This is a genomic window from Klebsiella sp. 1SOBk5mer (genome assembly GCF_046603115.1).
GTDB classification, from domain to species: domain Bacteria; phylum Pseudomonadota; class Gammaproteobacteria; order Enterobacterales; family Enterobacteriaceae; genus Klebsiella; species Klebsiella quasipneumoniae.
Window position 1 is genome coordinate 123233 of the sequence record NZ_JBKIUU010000007.1, and the last position, 17770, is coordinate 141002.

The following is a 17770-nucleotide window of genomic DNA, read 5'->3' on the forward strand; positions in this document are numbered from 1 at the left end:
ATAGCGGAAGCGCAGCGGGTTATCAGCCTCCGCGTTTGGCGGAAAGCGCCACGTAACGCTGGATTGAGGCCCGCTGCCACTGGAACGCCGCATAATCCGCCAGCGCCTCCGGCACCTCATCGCCATTGAGAACAAGACGATTGAGCATCAGCGCCAGGTCGGCGTCGGCTATAGACCATTCGCCGAATAAATTTTGCCCGCCGTGGGCCAGCAGCGTGGTCGCGGTGGCAAACAGTTTTTCCGCCGACCGCTTGCCTGCCTCGCTGAGCGCCGGCATTTTCACTCCGCCAAACACCACGGAGGTGGATCGCTCTTCACGAATGGGCACCAGATCGCTGCGCAGCCAGGCCTGGATCTGCCGGGCGCGGGCCCGCTTTTGCAGATCGTGTGGATAAAGGCGCTCCCACTCAGGCGGCGCGAAACGTTCATCCAGATATTCGGTAATCGCCGAAGACTCGCTCAGCGCGAAATCGTCAACCTCCAGCAGCGGTACGCGACGGGTGGCGGCATAGCCCGCCCAGCCGGCCTGCAGATGTTCGCCGCGGTTCAGGTCGATGGTTTTAAGGCTAAAAGGCAGGCTCTTTTCCTGCAGCGCGACATAGACAGACATCACGTACGGTGAGAAAAAATCGGCATCGGACCACAGGGTAATCACAGGCTGGCTCATAGCTTCCTCAGGGTTGGTAGACAGGGCAATAAACCAACATAGCCTGTCTTACAGGCGATGTCACTGCTCGCCCGCTGCGTGGCTGGCGACAGACCGACGCGCCGCTCGCGGATTTTCTCCCGGGTCGCGCAGCTTCACCTATACTCGATCAGTTTGCGACCCACGACGGCGGGAAATATTATGATCGATCTCTACTATGCGCCCACCCCAAACGGCCACAAAATCACCCTCTTTCTCGAAGAGGCGCAGCTGGCCTATCGGCTAATCCGGGTCGATATCGGTAAAGGGGAGCAGTTTCATCCGCAGTTTCTGGCGATTTCGCCGAATAACAAAATTCCGGCTATCGTCGACCACATGCCTGCCGACGGCGGCGCGCCGTTGAGCGTCTTTGAGTCCGGCGCCATTCTGCTCTATCTGGCGGAAAAAAGCGGCAAGCTGCTGAGCGGCGAGCTGCGGGCGCGCTATACCACCCTGCAGTGGCTGTTCTGGCAGGTCGGCGGCCTGGGACCGATGCTGGGGCAAAATCAGCATTTTTCCCACTCAGCGCCGCAAACCGTGCCCTACGCGATTGAGCGTTTTCAGGTGGAAACCCAGCGACTCTACGGGGTACTGAATCACCGCCTGGGATCCAGCCCGTGGCTGGGCGGGGACCACTACAGCATCGCCGACATCGCCGCCTGGCCCTGGGTGAACTGCCATGTCCGCCAGCGGATCGATCTGGCGAACTATCCGGCGGTGCATAACTGGTATGAGCGCATTAAGCAGCGGCCGGCGACGGTGGAAGCGATGCTAAAAATTCAGTCTTATTAACCCCCTGCTCGCCCGTCGCGCTTTGTTGTATGATTGCAGGACTTACACCACGGAGGAAGCCTGCAATGTCTCAACCAGACGCCATTATTCGTATTAAGAACCTGCGCCTGCGTACTTTTATTGGTATTAAAGAGGAAGAGATCGCCAACCGCCAGGACGTGGTGGTGAATGTGGCCATTCACTACCCTGCCGAAAAAGCGCGCGACAGCGAGGACATTAATGATGCGTTGAACTACCGCACCATTACCAAACGCATCATCAGCCATCTTGAGAATGGTCGTTTTTCACTGCTGGAAAAATTAACTCAGGATGTGCTGAATATCGCATGCGAACATCACTGGGTCACATATGCTGAAGTGGAGATCGATAAACTTCACGCGCTGCGCTATGCCGACTCGGTATCCATGACCATGAGCTGGCGGCGCTAACCATGTCAGGGAGGTGGTATGAAGATCCTGCTTACTGGTGGTACCGGCCTGATTGGCCGACATCTGATACCCAGATTGCTGGAGCTCGGGCATAGCGTCACGGTCTCCACCCGACATCCGGATACCGCCCGCGCCCGTCTCGATCCGCGCGTCACGCTGTGGCGCGATTTCGAGGGCCATCACCACCTCAATGACATCGATGCCGTCATCAATCTGGCGGGCGAGCCCATCGCCGATAAACGCTGGACCGCCGAACAGAAACAGCGCTTATGCTATAGTCGCTGGGATCTCACTCAGCGGTTGGTGGGCCTGATCCACGCCAGCGACACCCCTCCCTCCGTGCTGATCAGCGGGTCAGCCACCGGCTATTACGGCGACCTCGGCGAAGTGGTGGTGACCGAAGAAGAGCCGCCGCACAATGAGTTTACCCATAAGCTCTGCGCCCGCTGGGAGCAAATTGCCTGCGAAGCGCAAAGCGAGCGCACTCGCGTCTGTCTGCTGCGCACCGGCGTGGTACTGGCGCCGCGGGGCGGTATTCTCGGCAAAATGACCCCAGCCTTTAAGCTCGGCCTCGGCGGGCCTATCGGCAGCGGCAGACAGTACCTGGCCTGGATCCATATCGACGATATGGTTAACGGCATTCTGTGGCTGCTGGATAACGATCTGCGCGGCCCGTTCAATATGGTTTCGCCCTATCCCGTGCATAACGAGCAGTTCGCCCACGCGCTGGGTCATGCGCTCAGTCGACCGGCGATTTTCCGCGTCCCCGCCGCCGCCATCCGCCTGCTGATGGGCGAATCGGCCGTCCTGGTGCTCGGCGGTCAGCGCGCGCTGCCTAAGCGGCTGGAAGCCGCCGGCTTCGCCTTCCGCTGGTACGATCTCGACGAAGCGCTAAAGGATGTGCTGAGTTAATGGCTGACACGGGGGAGCATTGGCTCCCCTGATTCCATTCTGCTGGCTAATGCCCCACGCCAGGATGGTCTCAGCCTGGCGCTGCAGCGTCGCCCTATCCCGGACAACCCGCGCCCTGAAGCGCCTGAGTTCATCGCCAGCGGGCCGGTTCGCCGGTGTTAACAGGCGGAGTAAAGTGCTAAGGTAGGCCTTTCCTTCTTTGTATTGACTGCTTTATGACGACCATCACCACGCCTCGCCTTTCGCTTACCCGCTTTGTTACCGATGACTGGCCCTTTTTTCTGCGCCTGCGCCAGGATCCGCAGGTGATGCGTTTTATGGGCGAAATGTTAAGCGAGGAGGCGTTGCGCAGCGTGTTCGCCAGTCGCTGCGCCGATCCCGGCGTGTATGTTCTGCGTAATCAGCGCGGCGATGCGCTGGGCGATATTGGGCTTCGCGTCAGCCCTAAAAATCCGCACGAGGCCGACGTCGGCTATGCGCTGCTGCCCGAGGCTCAGGGAAAAGGGTATGCCAGCGAAGCGCTGCGGGCGATCTGCGATTATGGTTTCAGTACGCTGGGGGTGCGGGCTATCAATGCCTGGGTTTTGGCAGAGAATCGTGGCTCATCGCGCCTGCTGGAGAAGCAGGGCTTTGTACGCACGCAGGTGCTGGAGAAAGCCTATCATCTGAACGGCGTCGATTACGATGACTGGATCTACCGGCTGGAGCGTGGATCCCACCCGGCGCCCGCGGACGCCGGGTGAGCCGTTTATTTCAGCGAACCTTTCAGAAACTGCTGCAGGCGCGGGCTTTTCGGCGCGCCGAACAGCGCGTCCGGATGCCCTTCTTCTTCAATTTTTCCCTGATGCAGGAAAATGACATGCGAAGAGACGTGGCGGGCAAAGCCCATTTCGTGGGTCACCACCACCATGGTTTTCCCCTCTTCCGCCAGCTGCTGCATAATGCGTAACACTTCGCCCACCAGCTCCGGATCCAGCGCGGAGGTCGGCTCATCAAACAGCAGCACCTCCGGCTCCATCGCCAGCGCTCGGGCAATAGAGACACGCTGCTGCTGGCCGCCGGAAAGATGCACCGGGTATTTCGCCTGCTGACGTTCGTCTATCCCGACCTTGGCCAGGTATTTTACCGCCCGTTCGCGCGCTTCCTGTTTGCTTAAGCCCAGCACCTGAATCGGCGCCTCCATGACGTTCTCCAGCACCGTCATATGGCTCCACAGATTGAAATGCTGAAACACCATGGTCAACCGGGTGCGCAGCAGGCGCAGCTGGTTCTTGTCGGCTACCTTCAGCTGGCCATCTTTATCCCGTACCAGGCCAATATTCTGGCCGCTGACGACGATCGTGCCTTCGCTCGGTTTTTCAAGGAAGTTAATACAACGCAAAAAGGTACTTTTCCCGGAGCCCGATGAACCGATGATACTGATAACGTCCCCGGCTTTCGCCTGCAGCGAGACGCCCTTCAGCACCTCGTGTTCCCCATAGCGTTTATGCAGATCGATAACGTTTAATTTATTGTCGGACATGGCGTTCTCAATGCGTTGAAGAAGGTTTGATATGCTGCAACCAGCGCTTTTCCGCTTTGCGGAACAAGCTAATCAGCACATACGAGATAATTAAATAGAGCACCGCGGCGATACCGAAGGCGGTGAACGGCTGATAGGTGGCCGAGTTGATATCGCGGGCGATTTTCAGCAGATCCGGCACCGTGGCGGTAAACGCCAGCGCCGTTGAGTGCAGCATCAGGATCACTTCGTTACTGTAGGCCGGCAGCGCAATCCGCAGCGCGGAAGGCAGGATGATGCAGCGGTACAGTTTGACCGAAGAGAAGCCGTAGGCCCGCGCCGCTTCAATTTCGCCCGCCGGTACCGAGCGGATCGCGCCGGCGAAAATTTCGGTGGTATAGGCGCAGGTGTTCAGGGTCAGCGCCAGCACCGTACAGTTTAACCCGCTGCGGAAAAAGGCGTTCAGCAGTTCAGTGCCTTTGACGATTTCCAGGGTGTACATGCCGGAGTAAAAGACCAATAGCTGCACGTACAGCGGCGTGCCGCGAAATATGTAAGTAAACAGCCAGATGGGAAACTGGATGAACTTATTGCTCGAAACGCGGCCGATTGCCAGAAAGACCGCCAGGATGCCCCCCATGACCACCGAAGAGATCAGCAACCATAAGGTAATCGCCACGCCGGTAAAGCGATACCCGTCGGTCCACAGCAGTGATTTCCAGTACTCCTGAATAATTTCAATCACAGGTCAGCCCTCTTCACGCCAACGGTATAGCGGCGTTCGAGCAGCAGCAGTACGCCATTAGACAGGGTGGTAAACACCAGATAAATCAGACCGCAGACGATGGCGAAGTAGAACGGCTGCCAGGTGCTTTTGCCCGCCAGCTGCGTGGCTTTGACCACATCCTCCAGCCCCAGCAGCGAGACCAGCGCCGTCGCCTTGAGGATAACCTGCCAGTTGTTGCCGATCCCCGGCAACGCGTAGCGCATCATCGCCGGGAACAGGATGCGCCGGAACGTCTGCCCGCCGCTGAAGCCAAAGGCGGTGGCCGCTTCGATATGCCCCTTCGGCACCGCCAGGTAGGCGCCGCGGAAGGTTTCCGTAAAATAGGCGCCATAGATAAAGCCAAGGGTAATTATCCCGGCGATCATCGGGTCAATATCAAACTGCGACATGCCCAACGCGTCGGTGACGCTGTTGAGCGCAATTTGCAGGCCGTAGAAAATCAACAGCATCAGCACCAGGTCGGGGACGCCGCGGATCAGTGTGGTATAGCCTTCAAACACCAGCGCCAGAGGACGGTTGCTCGATAGCTTTGCGCCCGCGCCCGCCAGCCCGATCAGGACGGCGAGAACGACCGAGCTGAGCGCAAGCTCCAGGGTGACGAGCGCACCCTGCAAAATAACCTGTGAAAACCCATACAGCATGCTGCCTACCCTGTCTGTCATCCACCACTGCGCGTGAATCGGACGCGCAGTGGTGAGGCGTGAGAATTATTCGCCGTATACGTTAAAATCGAAATATTTTTTCGCCAGCTTGTCGTAGGTGCCGTCCTTACGCATCTCTGCAAACGCCTTATTCAGCGCTTCACGCAGTTCGTTGTCTTCCTTACGCAGCCCCATACCGGTGCCAACGCCGAACAGCTTTTCGTCTTTAATCGACGGACCGCCAAACTGGTAATCTTTACCGATAGGCTGTTTCAGGAATCCTTCGCTGGCCGCGACCTCATCCTGGAAAGCGGCATCAATACGGCCGGCGGTCAGGTCGGAATAGATATTGTCCTGTCCCTGATAAGAGACAATCTCGATACCTTTCGGCGCCCAGTGCTCATTACCATAAGTTTCCTGCGTCGTGCCCTGCAGCACGCCCACGCGCTTCCCCTTCAGGGTGGCGAGGTCCGGCGTCACGGGGCTGCCCTTTTTCACCACCAGACGCGAATCAGCCGCATACAGTTTGTCGGTGAAAGCGATTTCCTGTTGACGCTTTTCGGTAATCGACAGCGAAGACATAATCGCGTCGATTTTCTTCGCTTTTAAAGAGGGGATCAGCGCATCCAGCGGGTTTTCCACAAAGGTACATTGGGTATTAATACGCTTACACAGCTCTTTTGCCAGATCGATATCAAAACCCACCAATTCCCCCTGCGCATTCTTCGATTCGAAGGGAGCATAAGTCGGATCGGTACCGATACGAATTTTTTGCGGAATAGCGGCAAAGACCGTGGAAACGCTGGAAAGGGCCAGCGCTAAAGAGAGAGACAACGCCAGTTTTTTCATAACTATCCTCGACAGACTGTCATTCTAACGGGTTTATTAGAACTATTAACACCAGTTATCGTGCCATTATTCGCCCCTTGAGGGCAAAGATTTATGCACCAGAAAGGCCATTTTTTTGCATCACAAACGCTTAACTATGCATTTTTTAGCCACAAAAGCGGCCGCCTTTGCACTAAAATGATCCACAGCGTCTGGCGATGCACCTTTTCGGGGCTTTTACACGAGCATGGCGGCAGGCCCACCCGATAGCGCGGGCCTGCGGCAGTCTTAGTCGCCGTAGACGTTAAAATCGAAGTATTTCTTCGCCATTTTGTCGTAGGTGCCGTCTTTGCGCATCTCGCCCAGCGCTTTATCAAACGCGGCTTTCAGCTCGACGTCGTCCTTACGCAGGCCGATACCGGTGCCGTCGCCAAAGTACTTTTTGTCTTTAACCGACGGACCGGCGAAGGCGAAATCTTTCCCGGCGGGCTGTTTGAGGAAGCCTTCGCTGGCGGCGACTTCATCCTGCAGCGCCGCATCCAGACGACCCGCGGAGAGGTCGGAATAGATCAGGTCCTGGTTTTGATAGGCCACCACGTCAACGCCCTGGCTGCGCCAGCGATCGTTAGCATAGGCTTCCTGCGTGGAGCCCTGCAGCACGCCGACGTGTTTACCTTTCAGCGCCTCCAGCGTCGGCTGGATCGGCGAGCCTTTGGCCGCGATCAGACGGGAGTCGGCGGCATAAAGCTTGTCAGAGAAGGCGATCTCTTGCTGGCGCTTCTCGGTGATGGAGAGCGAGGAGATGATGGCGTCAATTTTCTTCGCCTTGAGGGAGGGGATCAGGGAGTCAAAATCACTGCCGACCCAGGTACATTTCACCTTAATACGGGAGCACAGTTCATTGCCTAAATCGATATCAAAGCCAACAAAGTCCCCTTTCGCGTCTTTCGACGAAAACGGCGCATAGGTCGCGTCAGTGCCAATGCGAATGCTCTGCGGCAGAGCAGCGAACACGCTGGCCGTGCTGCTCATTCCCACGAGTAAAGAGAGAGCCAGAATCGTCTTCTTCATACAGTACCCTTAAGTGTCGTGATGTGGTGCGTTGCTTGTTATGGTGATTGCCGAGCAATCCTGCAGTTTTTGTGCCATCTTCCCGGTGCGTGCCGGGAACAGGGTTAAATTTGTTAAAATAAAGTTGCAGGATTGTCTTAAAAGGGAAGATACCAGCATTACTGGCGAAACCGCAGCGCCTGAGCGCAAAAAGACGAAATAAATGTCGAGGATTTGATCGGGGCGACAAATTTGCACCACCGCAGCGCAAGCGTACATTTCACGCACCTATTTGGTGCAATCCTGGGCCCCTTGCCAGCGAGTAAACAAGTCTTGTTCCAGGCTAATGTCGAACTGATCGAGCACCCGGTTGACGGTCTGGTTGATAACATCATCCAGGCTTTGCGGCCGATGGTAGAAGGCCGGCACCGGCGGCATAATCACTGCCCCCAGCTCCGCGGCCTGCACCAGCAGGCGCAGATGGCCAAGATGGAACGGGGTCTCCCGCACGCAGAGCACAAGCGGACGACGCTCCTTCAGCACCACATCCGCCGCCCGCGTCAGCAGACCATCCGTGTAGCTATGGACAATACCCGAGAGCGTTTTCATTGAGCAGGGTAAAATCACCATCCCGGCGGTTTTAAACGAGCCGGAGGAGATGCTGGCGGCGATGTCGCGGGCATCATGCACCACATCAGCCAGCGCCTGTACTTCACGCACGGTAAAGTCGGTCTCCATCGCCAGCGTCTGGCGCGCCGCCTGGCTGAGGATCAAATGGGTTTCAATATCCGGCACATCCCGTAGCACCTGCAGCATCCGCACGCCATAGATGGCGCCGCTGGCGCCGGAAATGCCAATAATCAGTCGTTTCACGTTCAGTTACCCCTTGCGCGTCGTGCCGCAGACTTTGCCGGATTATAGCCGTTGGCGCAACCATTGACGCACGGTTGCCGGGCGAAAAAAAGGCCCGCCGTCCATCAGAAACGGCGGGCCCGCGACGCGCGAACGGCTTAACCCTCGTTGTGCATCTCGAGGTTTTCGACTTCGTTCTGCAGCTGGACCGCTTTGGCATCATCGTTACGCAGGGAATCGAGGTAATCGAGGTACTGCTGGTCGACATCCCGGGTGACGTATACGCCGTTGAACACTGAGCATTCAAACTGCTGAATATCCGGATTTTCCGCGCGCACCGCTTCGATCAGATCGTTGAGATCCTGGAAAATCAGGCCATCGGCGCCGATGATCTGGCGGATCTCATCCACTTCGCGGCCATGGGCGATGAGTTCGTTGGCGGTCGGCATATCGATACCGTACACGTTCGGGAAACGAATTTCCGGCGCGGCTGAGGCGAGATACACTTTTTTCGCCCCTGCTTCGCGCGCCATCTCGATGATCTGCTCCGAGGTGGTGCCGCGGACAATGGAATCGTCCACCAGCAGCACGTTCTTATCGCGGAACTCCGCACGGTTGGCGTTGAGCTTGCGGCGCACAGACTTACGACGCAGCTGCTGACCCGGCATGATAAATGTGCGGCCGACATAGCGGTTCTTCACGAAGCCCTGACGATAAGGCTTGTCAAGGATGCGGGCGATCTCCAGCGCGATATCGCAGGAGGTCTCCGGAATCGGGATAACGACGTCAATATCCAGATCTTCCCACTCGCGGGCAATCTTTTCGCCAAGCTTGGTCCCCATATTGACGCGGGCGCTGTAGACGGAAATTTTGTCGATAAACGAGTCCGGACGGGCAAAATAGACATACTCGAACAGGCACGGGTTGCTGACCGGGTTATCGGCGCACTGACGGGTAAACAGCTGGCCCTTCTCGGTAATATAAACCGCTTCGCCCGGCGCCACATCGCGCAGGAATTCAAAGCCAAGGGTGTCAAGCGCCACGCTTTCCGAGGCCACCATATACTCGGTGCGGCCATCGCCTACGTCACGTTTGCCCAGCACCAGCGGACGAATGCCGTTCGGGTCGCGGAAGGCCACCATGCCATGACCGATGATCATCGCCACGCAAGCGTACGCGCCGCGGATCAGGCGGTTGGTCGCCGCAATCGCGGCAAAGATGTTGTCCGCTTCCAGTGGGTAGTGACGGAAGTTATCCAGCTCACTGGCGAAAATATTGAGGAGGATTTCGGAATCTGAGGTGGTATTGATATGGCGGCGTTTTTCTTCAAACAGCTTTTTACGCAGCTCATGGGCGTTGGTCAGGTTGCCGTTATGCGCCAACGTGATGCCATACGGCGAGTTGACGTAAAACGGCTGCGCTTCGGAGGCGCTGGAGCTGCCCGCCGTGGGGTAACGCACGTGGCCAATCCCCATATTGCCCTGCATACGCTGCATATGGCGGGCTTCGAATACGTCGCTTACCAGCCCGTTAGCCTTACGCAACCGGAAGCAGTTGTTGGCATCAATGGTGATGATGCCAGCGGCATCCTGTCCACGGTGCTGGAGCACCGTTAGCGCATCATAAATCGACTGGTTAACCGGCATAACACCGGCGATACCGACAATACCGCACATACGTCTTTTCCTCGTTCAGCAACGACCCAAAGTCTATACTTTAGGCAAGAAACTTGACGAGCTTTGCAGGTATTCAAAAAACCATCTGATGACGGGGGTAAAATAGGGAATAAACTGCGACTGCTGCCAGTCATCGCTCTTCGCCATCCCGGTAAAGGTGTCAAGGAAGAACAGGATAGCGGCGATGATCAGCACCCCACGTAGCGCGCCGAAGCAGATCCCCAATACCCTGTCGGTACCTGACAAACCGGTTTTCTCCACCAGTTGGCCTATCACATAGTTCACGATAGCGCCAACGATGAGCGTCACGATAAACAGCGCCGCAATAGCAATCCCATTTCGAACCCGTTCATCCTCAAAGCCCGTAAACCAGACAGACAGGTCAGCGTAGTAGTGGCTGGCGACATAAAACGCGCAACCCCACGTGACTAACGATAAAGCTTCGCGAACGAAGCCGCGGATCAGGCTGACCAGGCAAGAAAGACCCAGCACCGCCATAATGGCGTAATCAATCCAGACCATATACGTCCCACGATTTTACGCCCTGTCGTCCAGTTCGGGGCGCATTCTAACAGAAAAAGAAAACGTTTGCGTAGGGATTTCCTTGCCCTACAGAAATAAAAATGGCGCTGAAAAAACATTCAACGCCAGACTGCCTTTCGCCTCTTCAGGGCGGCTGAGACAGGGTTTGCGGGGCGTTTAGCCCCGCCGCGTTCTCTCCGCATGGCGGAAAAAAACCATCAGTTCGGGGTGAAGCCCATCACCACCCCGCTGAGCCCGGAGATCTGTTGCAGATCGCCCAACTGGCCCTTCAGCTTGTCTTTTGACGCATCCGGGCCGACGAGGATACGGGTAATTTTACCCTGTACCGGCGTCGAAGGCGACGTATAGACTTTGAAGCCCGATGCCCGTAGCTTACCGACGATCTCGTTCACCTTATCGGCGTTCTTCAACGCGCCCAACTGGACCACATAGGCCTTGCCGGTCGGCGCCGGCAGGGCCGCCTGCTGCTGCGGTGGTTGCTGCTGCTGAGGCTTAGCCGGCGGAGGGGTAGGCGTCGCAGCCTGCTGTTGCGGCTTCGGCTGCGGCTTCGGCTGGGGTTTAGGCTGCGGTTTCGCGGCAACCACCGGCTCCTGAACGTCATCGAAGCTGTTGCTGTTCACCGAGATACGCGACGGATCTAACGATGGCGCAGCGGCATCGCCAGCCCGCACCTCCTCCGCCGCCCCTTCCGGCGGCTGCGAAGGCAGCGCCTGAGTCGCCGCCGGCAGCATATCCGGTTCATCGCGATCGCCGGGTTTCGGCACCAGCGGGATCGCGGCAAACTCATCCTGATAATGCTTTTTCTGCCCGTCCAGCAGCCCTGGCAGGATAATCACCCCCAGCGCCACCAGCACGATTGTCCCGACTAAACGGTTCTGAAACTTACTCGCCACCGATTCTCCCCGCGTCAATCTCTTCCATTACCTGCGCTACCGTGTGAAATGAACCACACACCAGCACTGTATCTTCCGCTTTAGCGTCAGCCATGGCCGCGCGCCATGCCTGCGCCACGCTGCTATAGACTGTGCCGCCACGCAAATGTTCCACCAGTTGCTCCGCCGTCGCCCCGCGCGGACCCTCCAGCGGCGCGCAGTACCAGACGTCAACTTCCGGCGTCAGATTGGCCAGCGTACCGGCGATGTCCTTATCATGCAGCATACCAATAACCGCCAGCACGCGTCCCGTTTTCGCTAACGTTTTGAGACGCCCGGCGAGATAAGCCGCCGCGTGCGGGTTATGCGCCACATCGAGGATCACCCGCGGGGCGTCGCTGATTATCTGAAAGCGTCCCGGCAGCATCGCGTCGCGGATCCCCGCGCGCAGGATAGCGTCATCCACGGCAAGGCCGCTGGCGCGCAGCGCCGCCACGGCCGTGGCGGCATTCGGCAACGGCACCTGAGGCAGAGGCAGGCGGCTTAACGCCCCGCCCGCGTCGCGGAAGGACCATGTCTCGCCTTCCACCTCATAGCGCCAGTCGACGCCGCGGCGCTGGAGCAGCGCGCCCTTCTCGCGCGCCACTTCAGCAATGGTGTGCGGCATATCCGGCTCCCCTACCACCGCCGGTTTACCGGCACGGAAGATACCGGCTTTCTCCCGGCCGATACTGTCGCGATCCGGTCCCAGCCAGTCGGTATGATCGAGGGCGATGCTGGTGACCACGGCGACGTCGGCATCCACGATATTGGTGGCGTCGAGACGGCCGCCGAGGCCCACCTCCAGGATCACCACATCCAGCTGCGCCTGCTTAAACAACCATAGCGCAGAGAGCGTGCCGTACTCAAAATAGGTCAGCGAGATGTCGCCCCGCGCCGCTTCAATCTCCGCAAACGAGGCCGTATGCGCTGCCTCCGGCAGTTCCGCTCCCTGAATGCGCACGCGTTCGGTGTAGCGCACCAGATGCGGAGAGCTGTAGACCCCCACTTTATAGCCGGCCGCCATCAGGACCGTTTCCAGCGTGCGGCAGGTGGTGCCTTTGCCATTGGTGCCCGCGACCGTAAAGACGAACGGCGCCGGTTTGACGATATCCATCTGCCGCGCGACCTCGCTGACGCGCGCCAGCCCCAGGTCGATGGTTTTACTGTGCAGATGTTCCAGATAAGAAAGCCACGTAGCCAGGGGCGACGTGGCCTGAGGAATAGGATCTTTTTCCATGATGCCCGCAAGAATTGACGGTTAACGCGTTTGAATAAAAAAGGGCAGCGCCGCCAGGCCCTGCCCTCTGCTTTATCAGGCCTCGGGTTCCTGATCCGGTGCCGGCGGCACCACCACGCCTTCATGAGGCGTTTCCGAAGCGGCAACCGGCGCCGGCAGGTTCATCAGCTTCGCCAGAATGCTGGCCAGCTTGAGACGCATTTCCGGACGGCGAACGATCATATCGATCGCCCCTTTTTCAATCAGGAACTCACTGCGCTGGAATCCCGGCGGCAGCTTCTCACGTACGGTCTGCTCAATGACGCGAGGACCGGCAAAGCCGATCAGCGCTTTCGGCTCGGCAATGTTCAGGTCGCCCAGCATCGCAAAGCTCGCCGATACGCCGCCCATGGTCGGGTCGGTCAGCACAGAGATGTACGGTAATCCGCGCTCCTGCATTTTTGCCAGCGCCGCGGAGGTTTTCGCCATCTGCATCAGCGACATCAGCGCTTCCTGCATACGGGCGCCACCGGAGGCGGAGAAGCAGATCAGCGGGCAGTTATCTTCCAGCGCCTGCTCCACCGCGCGCACAAAGCGTGCGCCAACGACGGAACCCATCGATCCTCCCATAAAGGAGAATTCAAAGGCCGCGGCCACCACCGGCATCGCGTAGAGCGTACCTTTCATCACCACCAGCGCGTCTTTTTCGCCCGTCTCTTTTTGAGCGGACGCCAGGCGGTCTTTGTATTTTTTTGAATCGCGGAACTTCAGCACATCTTTTGGCTCAAGTTCGCTACCCAGTTCCACCAGGGAACCTTCATCCAACAGGCTATGCAGGCGATTACGCGCCGACATGCGCATATGGTGATCGCACTTAGGACAAACCTCCAGGTTGCGCTCCAGCTCGGCGCGGTAGAGTACCTGACCGCAGCTGTCGCACTTGGTCCATACACCCTCAGGAATGCTCGCCTTGCGGGTGGGAGTGATGTTGCTTTTAATTCGTTCAATCCAGCTCATTGATAACCTTTCTGCCTGAACCTGGTCGATGCCAGTTTTGTCGTAAGGGGCGCATAATGCCATTTTTGCCTCTTACAGACCATGAATGTTGCACATTAAATCATATCATCCCGGAACATGGGATAAAAAAGTGGTCAAACCGCTGCGCGTGACGCTCGTGCACCGTCACGCGCAACGCAGGCTAAACTACTTCGCCTGCTTCGCCGCCGCCCGCTTATGGCGAATAATCTCAATCACGCCCGGCAGGACGGAAAGCACGATGATCGCCACAATCAGCAGCTTCAGGTTCTCCTGCACCACCGGCAGATCGCCAAACAGATAGCCGGCGTAGGTGAACAGCAGCACCCACAGCAGCGCCCCGACGACGTTATAGGCCGCAAAATGACGATAGGACATATGCCCCATTCCCGCCACAAACGGCGCGAAGGTTCGGACTATCGGCACAAAGCGCGCCAGGATAATGGTTTTTCCGCCGTGACGTTCGTAGAAGCTATGGGTTTTATCCAGATAGCTGCGACGGAAAATCTTCGAGTTCGGGTTGCTGAACAGCTTTTCGCCGAACAGCCGGCCAATGGTGTAGTTGACCGCATCGCCGACGATAGCCGCGATGACCATCAGCAATACCATCAGGTGGACATTCAGATCGTTGGTGGGCAGGGCCGAGAGCGCGCCCGCGACGAACAGCAGGGAATCCCCCGGCAGGAACGGCGTTACCACCAGCCCGGTTTCGCAGAACAGAATCAAAAACAGAATGGCATAAACCCAGACGCCATACTGGGCGACCAGCTCGGCCAGGTGCACATCAATATGCAGGATGAAATCAATTAAAAAGTGAATCAAGTCCATGTTTGTCTTTACCCTTAATGACCCTATTAGTCCGCCAGAAACAGCGGGCCCATTGGCAGCACCGGTAAATCATAATGGGCCGGGTAATCCACCGACACCAGATACAACCCTTCCGCTTTTGCCGTTGCCGCAGCGAGCGTCCTGTCTTTTGCTGCCAGCAGTTCTGCCATCCAGCTCTCCGGCTGGTTTCCGGCCCCGATTTCCATCAGGCTGCCCACAATATTCCTGACCATATGATGTACAAAGGCATTCGCTTTGATATCCACCACCACATAAGCGCCGTAGCGGGTAACGTTAATGTGCATTACGTTGCGCCACGGGGTACGCGACTGGCACTGCACCGCGCGAAACGAGGTAAAGTCATTCTCCCCCAGCAGACACTGTGCGGCACGCTGCATGCGCGCGGCGTCGAGCGGCTGGTGAAAATGCGTGACGCCCTGACTTAATACCGCCGGACGCAGGCGATGATTATAGATGACGTAACGATAGCGGCGCGCCGTGGCGCTGAACCGGGCGTGAAAATCCGCCGGGACATGTTTGACCCAACGCACCGCGATGTCACCAGGTAAATTCGCATTTACCCCCAGCGTCCAGGCGGCATCTTTACGCTGCGCCCGGGTTTCGAAATGCACCACCTGGCCGGTGCCATGGACACCGGCGTCGGTGCGGCCAGCGCAAAAGACGGTAATGGGTTCGTTCGCCACCTGCGAGAGCGCCTTTTCCAGCTTCTCCTGCACGCTGCGTACTTCGTTTTGCCGCTGCCAGCCGTAATATTTGCTACCGTCGTACTCGATGCCCAGCGCGATTTTACAGACCGGCTGTTGCTCCATCTCAGACATCAGTACAGGTACTCCTCAATCAGCTTCTCGGCGATCTTCACCGCCATCAGCGCGCCGCCGAAGCGGACGTTATCCGCCACCGACCAGAACTGGACCTGCTCCGGCATGCCGTAATCATTATGCACGCAGCCGATGGAGAGACGGGCGTTGCCGGAGGCGTCGCCAACCTGAGTGGGGAATTCGCCCTCTTCAGAAAGTTCGATCTCCTCGCCGCGGGTAAAGGCGTCACGCGCCTCTTCCGCCGCCAGCGGACGCATCGCTTCAAAGTTCACCATCTGCGCATGGCCGTAGAAGACCGGCGACTGGACGACGCTGGCGGAGATCATCAGCCCGTCATCCTGAAGAATTTTGCGCGCTTCATCGACGATACGGCGCTCTTCTCGCACGCTACCTTCACGATCCGGCAGCAGCGGCAGCATGTTGAAGGCCAGCTGGCGGCCAAAGAAATCGTCTTCATCGATGGGGATGCCGTTCAGCAGCTTGGCGCTCTGCCCTGCCAGCGCATCCACCGCTTTTTTCCCCTGCCCTGAGGCGGAGAGCAGGTTAGTGACGCTAATGCGCGACAGTCCACCCTGATCGATAAGCGGCTTCAGCGCCGTCAGCAGCTGGCTGGTCAGACTATTGGGCACCGCAATCAGATTGCGGTTGCGGTAATCGCCTAACACGAACGGGTTCACGTCCGGCACCACCAGCGGTACGTCCGGCTCCAGCGCAAACAGGCCGCTGAGATCGATAACCAGACATCCGGCGTTTGTCGCATCTTCGACATACGCTGCGCTGGCTTCGACGCCTGCGGCAAAGAAAGCCAGCTGGGCCTGGGTCCAGTCAAACTCGGCGGCGTCCTTGACGATCACCGACTTGCCACCAAAACGCAGATGTTCGCCCGCGCTTTCATTGCGCGCCAGAGCAAAAATCTCCCCCACCGGGAACTGGCGTTCAGCGAGAGTTTCGAGCAGGGCTTCGCCTACGGCGCCCGTTGCGCCCAGTACGGCAATATTCCAGCCTTCAGACATGGTGGTTTACTCCAGAAATAAAGCGGCCCTGCCGGAGTATCCGGCAGGGGCATTAAGAAGACATTAACGAACAGGATGATGCACGGCGTTAAAACCGAGCTGGCGCAACAGCGTCGCCGCCTGCTCATCGCTGCACTGCACGTACAGCGAAGACCATTCGCGACGTTCCTGATAATTTTTACGCAGCTTGTCGAATTCACCGGCGACGCCCGCCACCTTCCGCAGCGGCGCATCATCGCGGCGCACATCATACACCAAATGAACCAGTCTTTTCAGCGTCGGCTGATCGAGCGGGCCATGCAGGGTGATGCGGCCAAACTCCGGGGCCGGCAGCAGGGTGTCCAGCGCCACCTGCTGCGGATGACCGATAAAGGCGCTATAGGCTTCGAATACCTGCGTCGTCCCGCGCGCCTTCCCTTCAAGGGTGTAGCCGGCGATATGCGCCGTGCCGATATCCACCCGCTTGAGAAGCGCTATGTTGAGATCCGGCTCCGGCTCCCAAACGTCCAGCACCACGCTCAGGGACTGACCGGCTTCCAGGCGTTTCAGCAACGCGGCGTTATCCACCACCGGCCCGCGGCAGGCGTTGATCAAAATCGTTCCGGGCTTCAGGCGGCTAATCAGCGCCTCATCCGCCAGATGCAACGTTTTATATTGTCCTTCTTTATACAGCGGGGTATGGAAGGTGAGGACATCGGCCTGCTGGACCAGATCGTCAAGGGAGCGGAAGTCGCCTTCGTCGCCGCGGTCAGCGCGCGGCGGATCGCAGAGCAGAGTTTTGATGCCCAGCGCCTCCAGACGCTTTTGCAGCCGCCCGCCGACGTTACCGACGCCGACAATCCCGACGGTGCGATCGCGCAGTGCGAAGCCGTCACGTTCGGCCAGCATCAGCAGCGATGAAAAGACATACTCCACCACCGCAATGGCGTTACAGCCTGGCGCCGCGGAGAAACCAATCCCCGCCTGCTGCAGCCACGCCTGATCGACATGATCGGTGCCTGCGGTCGCGGTGCCGACGAACCTGATGGCCTTGCCGGCAAGCAATGCTTCATTGACCCGGGTGACCGAGCGCACCATTAAGGCATCCGCATCGGTCAGGGCATCGGCCGGGACCGGGCGGCCCGGGATCGCCTGCACGTCGCCTAAACGGCTAAAAAGCTCACGGGCATAGGGCATATTTTCATCAACGAGGATTTTCACAGTTCAGTACCTGTCTGAGAACGAGAGTTA

At 58.1% G+C, this 17770-nt stretch carries 22 protein-coding genes; 5 read left to right on the forward strand and 17 right to left on the reverse strand.

All coding sequences use genetic code 11. From position 1 onward, the window contains the following. Nucleotides 1-22: 22 nt before the first annotated feature. Nucleotides 23-667, reverse strand: a complete 645-nt coding sequence (yfcF, locus tag ACLH1U_RS16640; protein ID WP_117132569.1) for a glutathione transferase — start codon at nt 665-667, stop codon at nt 23-25. A gap of 180 nt (nt 668-847) precedes the next feature. On the opposite strand from yfcF, the gene yfcG reads away from it, so the two are divergent. From yfcG to ACLH1U_RS16655, 3 genes are all read left to right on the forward strand, one after another. Next, nucleotides 848-1477 (forward strand): GSH-dependent disulfide bond oxidoreductase, encoded by a 630-nt coding sequence (gene yfcG / locus ACLH1U_RS16645; protein WP_023290519.1) that lies wholly within the window; start codon nt 848-850, stop codon nt 1475-1477. 65 nt (nt 1478-1542) lie between these two features. Next, nucleotides 1543-1905 (forward strand): dihydroneopterin triphosphate 2'-epimerase, encoded by a 363-nt coding sequence (folX, locus tag ACLH1U_RS16650; protein WP_072420960.1) that lies wholly within the window; start codon nt 1543-1545, stop codon nt 1903-1905. 18 nt (nt 1906-1923) lie between these two features. Next, on the forward strand, nt 1924-2817 hold the full coding sequence (locus ACLH1U_RS16655) for a TIGR01777 family oxidoreductase (protein WP_110211940.1): 894 nt from the start codon (nt 1924-1926) through the stop codon (nt 2815-2817). Here ACLH1U_RS16655 and ACLH1U_RS16660 read toward each other — a convergent pair. Next, nucleotides 2797-2904, reverse strand: coding sequence for a hypothetical protein (locus tag ACLH1U_RS16660; RefSeq protein ID WP_032429195.1), 108 nt, complete (start codon nt 2902-2904; stop codon nt 2797-2799). The genes ACLH1U_RS16655 and ACLH1U_RS16660 overlap by 21 nt on opposite strands. Nucleotides 2905-3032: 128 nt before the next feature. Here ACLH1U_RS16660 and ACLH1U_RS16665 point away from each other — a divergent pair, with 128 nt between their 5' ends. Beyond that, on the forward strand, nt 3033-3560 hold the full coding sequence (locus ACLH1U_RS16665) for a GNAT family N-acetyltransferase (RefSeq protein WP_023290520.1): 528 nt from the start codon (nt 3033-3035) through the stop codon (nt 3558-3560). Between the two features lie 5 nt (nt 3561-3565). Here ACLH1U_RS16665 and hisP read toward each other — a convergent pair whose 3' ends face one another. From hisP to argT, 5 genes are all read right to left on the reverse strand, one after another. Continuing rightward, nucleotides 3566-4339 (reverse strand): histidine ABC transporter ATP-binding protein HisP, encoded by a 774-nt coding sequence (gene hisP, locus ACLH1U_RS16670; RefSeq protein ID WP_002913206.1) that lies wholly within the window; start codon nt 4337-4339, stop codon nt 3566-3568. Between the two features lie 7 nt (nt 4340-4346). Continuing rightward, complete coding sequence (gene hisM / locus ACLH1U_RS16675) at nt 4347-5063, reverse strand: histidine ABC transporter permease HisM (RefSeq protein WP_002913207.1); 717 nt, start codon at nt 5061-5063, stop codon at nt 4347-4349. Beyond that, nucleotides 5060-5746, reverse strand: a complete 687-nt coding sequence (locus tag ACLH1U_RS16680) for a histidine ABC transporter permease HisQ (RefSeq protein ID WP_023290521.1) — start codon at nt 5744-5746, stop codon at nt 5060-5062. The genes hisM and ACLH1U_RS16680 overlap by 4 nt, the downstream gene beginning before the upstream one ends. Before the next feature lie 66 nt (nt 5747-5812). Further along, on the reverse strand, nt 5813-6595 hold the full coding sequence (hisJ, locus tag ACLH1U_RS16685) for a histidine ABC transporter substrate-binding protein HisJ (protein ID WP_002913209.1): 783 nt from the start codon (nt 6593-6595) through the stop codon (nt 5813-5815). Between the two features lie 267 nt (nt 6596-6862). Continuing rightward, nucleotides 6863-7645, reverse strand: a complete 783-nt coding sequence (gene argT / locus ACLH1U_RS16690) for a lysine/arginine/ornithine ABC transporter substrate-binding protein ArgT (RefSeq protein ID WP_048336249.1) — start codon at nt 7643-7645, stop codon at nt 6863-6865. A 40-nt stretch (nt 7646-7685) separates the two neighbouring features. Here argT and ACLH1U_RS16695 point away from each other — a divergent pair, with 40 nt between their 5' ends. Next, on the forward strand, nt 7686-7847 hold the full coding sequence (locus tag ACLH1U_RS16695; RefSeq protein ID WP_032424512.1) for a hypothetical protein: 162 nt from the start codon (nt 7686-7688) through the stop codon (nt 7845-7847). A gap of 65 nt (nt 7848-7912) precedes the next feature. On the opposite strand, the gene ACLH1U_RS16700 is transcribed toward ACLH1U_RS16695, so the two are convergent. The 10 genes from ACLH1U_RS16700 to pdxB form a co-directional block, all read right to left on the reverse strand. Further along, complete coding sequence (locus ACLH1U_RS16700; protein WP_023290522.1) at nt 7913-8497, reverse strand: UbiX family flavin prenyltransferase; 585 nt, start codon at nt 8495-8497, stop codon at nt 7913-7915. Nucleotides 8498-8634: 137 nt separating this feature from the next. Further along, complete coding sequence (gene purF, locus ACLH1U_RS16705) at nt 8635-10152, reverse strand: amidophosphoribosyltransferase (RefSeq protein WP_004180758.1); 1518 nt, start codon at nt 10150-10152, stop codon at nt 8635-8637. Between the two features lie 33 nt (nt 10153-10185). Next, complete coding sequence (gene cvpA / locus ACLH1U_RS16710; RefSeq protein WP_023290523.1) at nt 10186-10674, reverse strand: colicin V production protein; 489 nt, start codon at nt 10672-10674, stop codon at nt 10186-10188. A gap of 218 nt (nt 10675-10892) precedes the next feature. Further along, on the reverse strand, nt 10893-11588 hold the full coding sequence (gene dedD / locus ACLH1U_RS16715; RefSeq protein ID WP_411299348.1) for a cell division protein DedD: 696 nt from the start codon (nt 11586-11588) through the stop codon (nt 10893-10895). Continuing rightward, nucleotides 11578-12846: a bifunctional tetrahydrofolate synthase/dihydrofolate synthase gene (gene folC / locus ACLH1U_RS16720; protein WP_049013210.1), complete on the reverse strand. Its 1269-nt coding sequence runs from the start codon at nt 12844-12846 to the stop codon at nt 11578-11580. Before folC ends, dedD begins: the two co-directional genes overlap by 11 nt. A gap of 75 nt (nt 12847-12921) precedes the next feature. Beyond that, nucleotides 12922-13842: an acetyl-CoA carboxylase, carboxyltransferase subunit beta gene (gene accD, locus ACLH1U_RS16725; RefSeq protein WP_004201773.1), complete on the reverse strand. Its 921-nt coding sequence runs from the start codon at nt 13840-13842 to the stop codon at nt 12922-12924. A gap of 186 nt (nt 13843-14028) precedes the next feature. Continuing rightward, entirely contained in the window at nt 14029-14688 is a 660-nt protein-coding gene (locus ACLH1U_RS16730; protein ID WP_002913221.1) for a DedA family protein, read from the reverse strand. A gap of 26 nt (nt 14689-14714) precedes the next feature. Further along, on the reverse strand, nt 14715-15527 hold the full coding sequence (gene truA / locus ACLH1U_RS16735; protein ID WP_032453605.1) for a tRNA pseudouridine(38-40) synthase TruA: 813 nt from the start codon (nt 15525-15527) through the stop codon (nt 14715-14717). After that, nucleotides 15527-16540 carry an aspartate-semialdehyde dehydrogenase gene (locus ACLH1U_RS16740; protein ID WP_023290529.1) on the reverse strand — a complete coding sequence of 338 codons (1014 nt, stop codon included), beginning with the start codon at nt 16538-16540 and terminating at the stop codon, nt 15527-15529. The genes truA and ACLH1U_RS16740 overlap by 1 nt, the downstream gene beginning before the upstream one ends. A 63-nt stretch (nt 16541-16603) precedes the next feature. After that, nucleotides 16604-17740 carry a 4-phosphoerythronate dehydrogenase PdxB gene (pdxB, locus tag ACLH1U_RS16745; protein ID WP_032453607.1) on the reverse strand — a complete coding sequence of 379 codons (1137 nt, stop codon included), beginning with the start codon at nt 17738-17740 and terminating at the stop codon, nt 16604-16606. Nucleotides 17741-17770 lie beyond the last annotated feature (30 nt).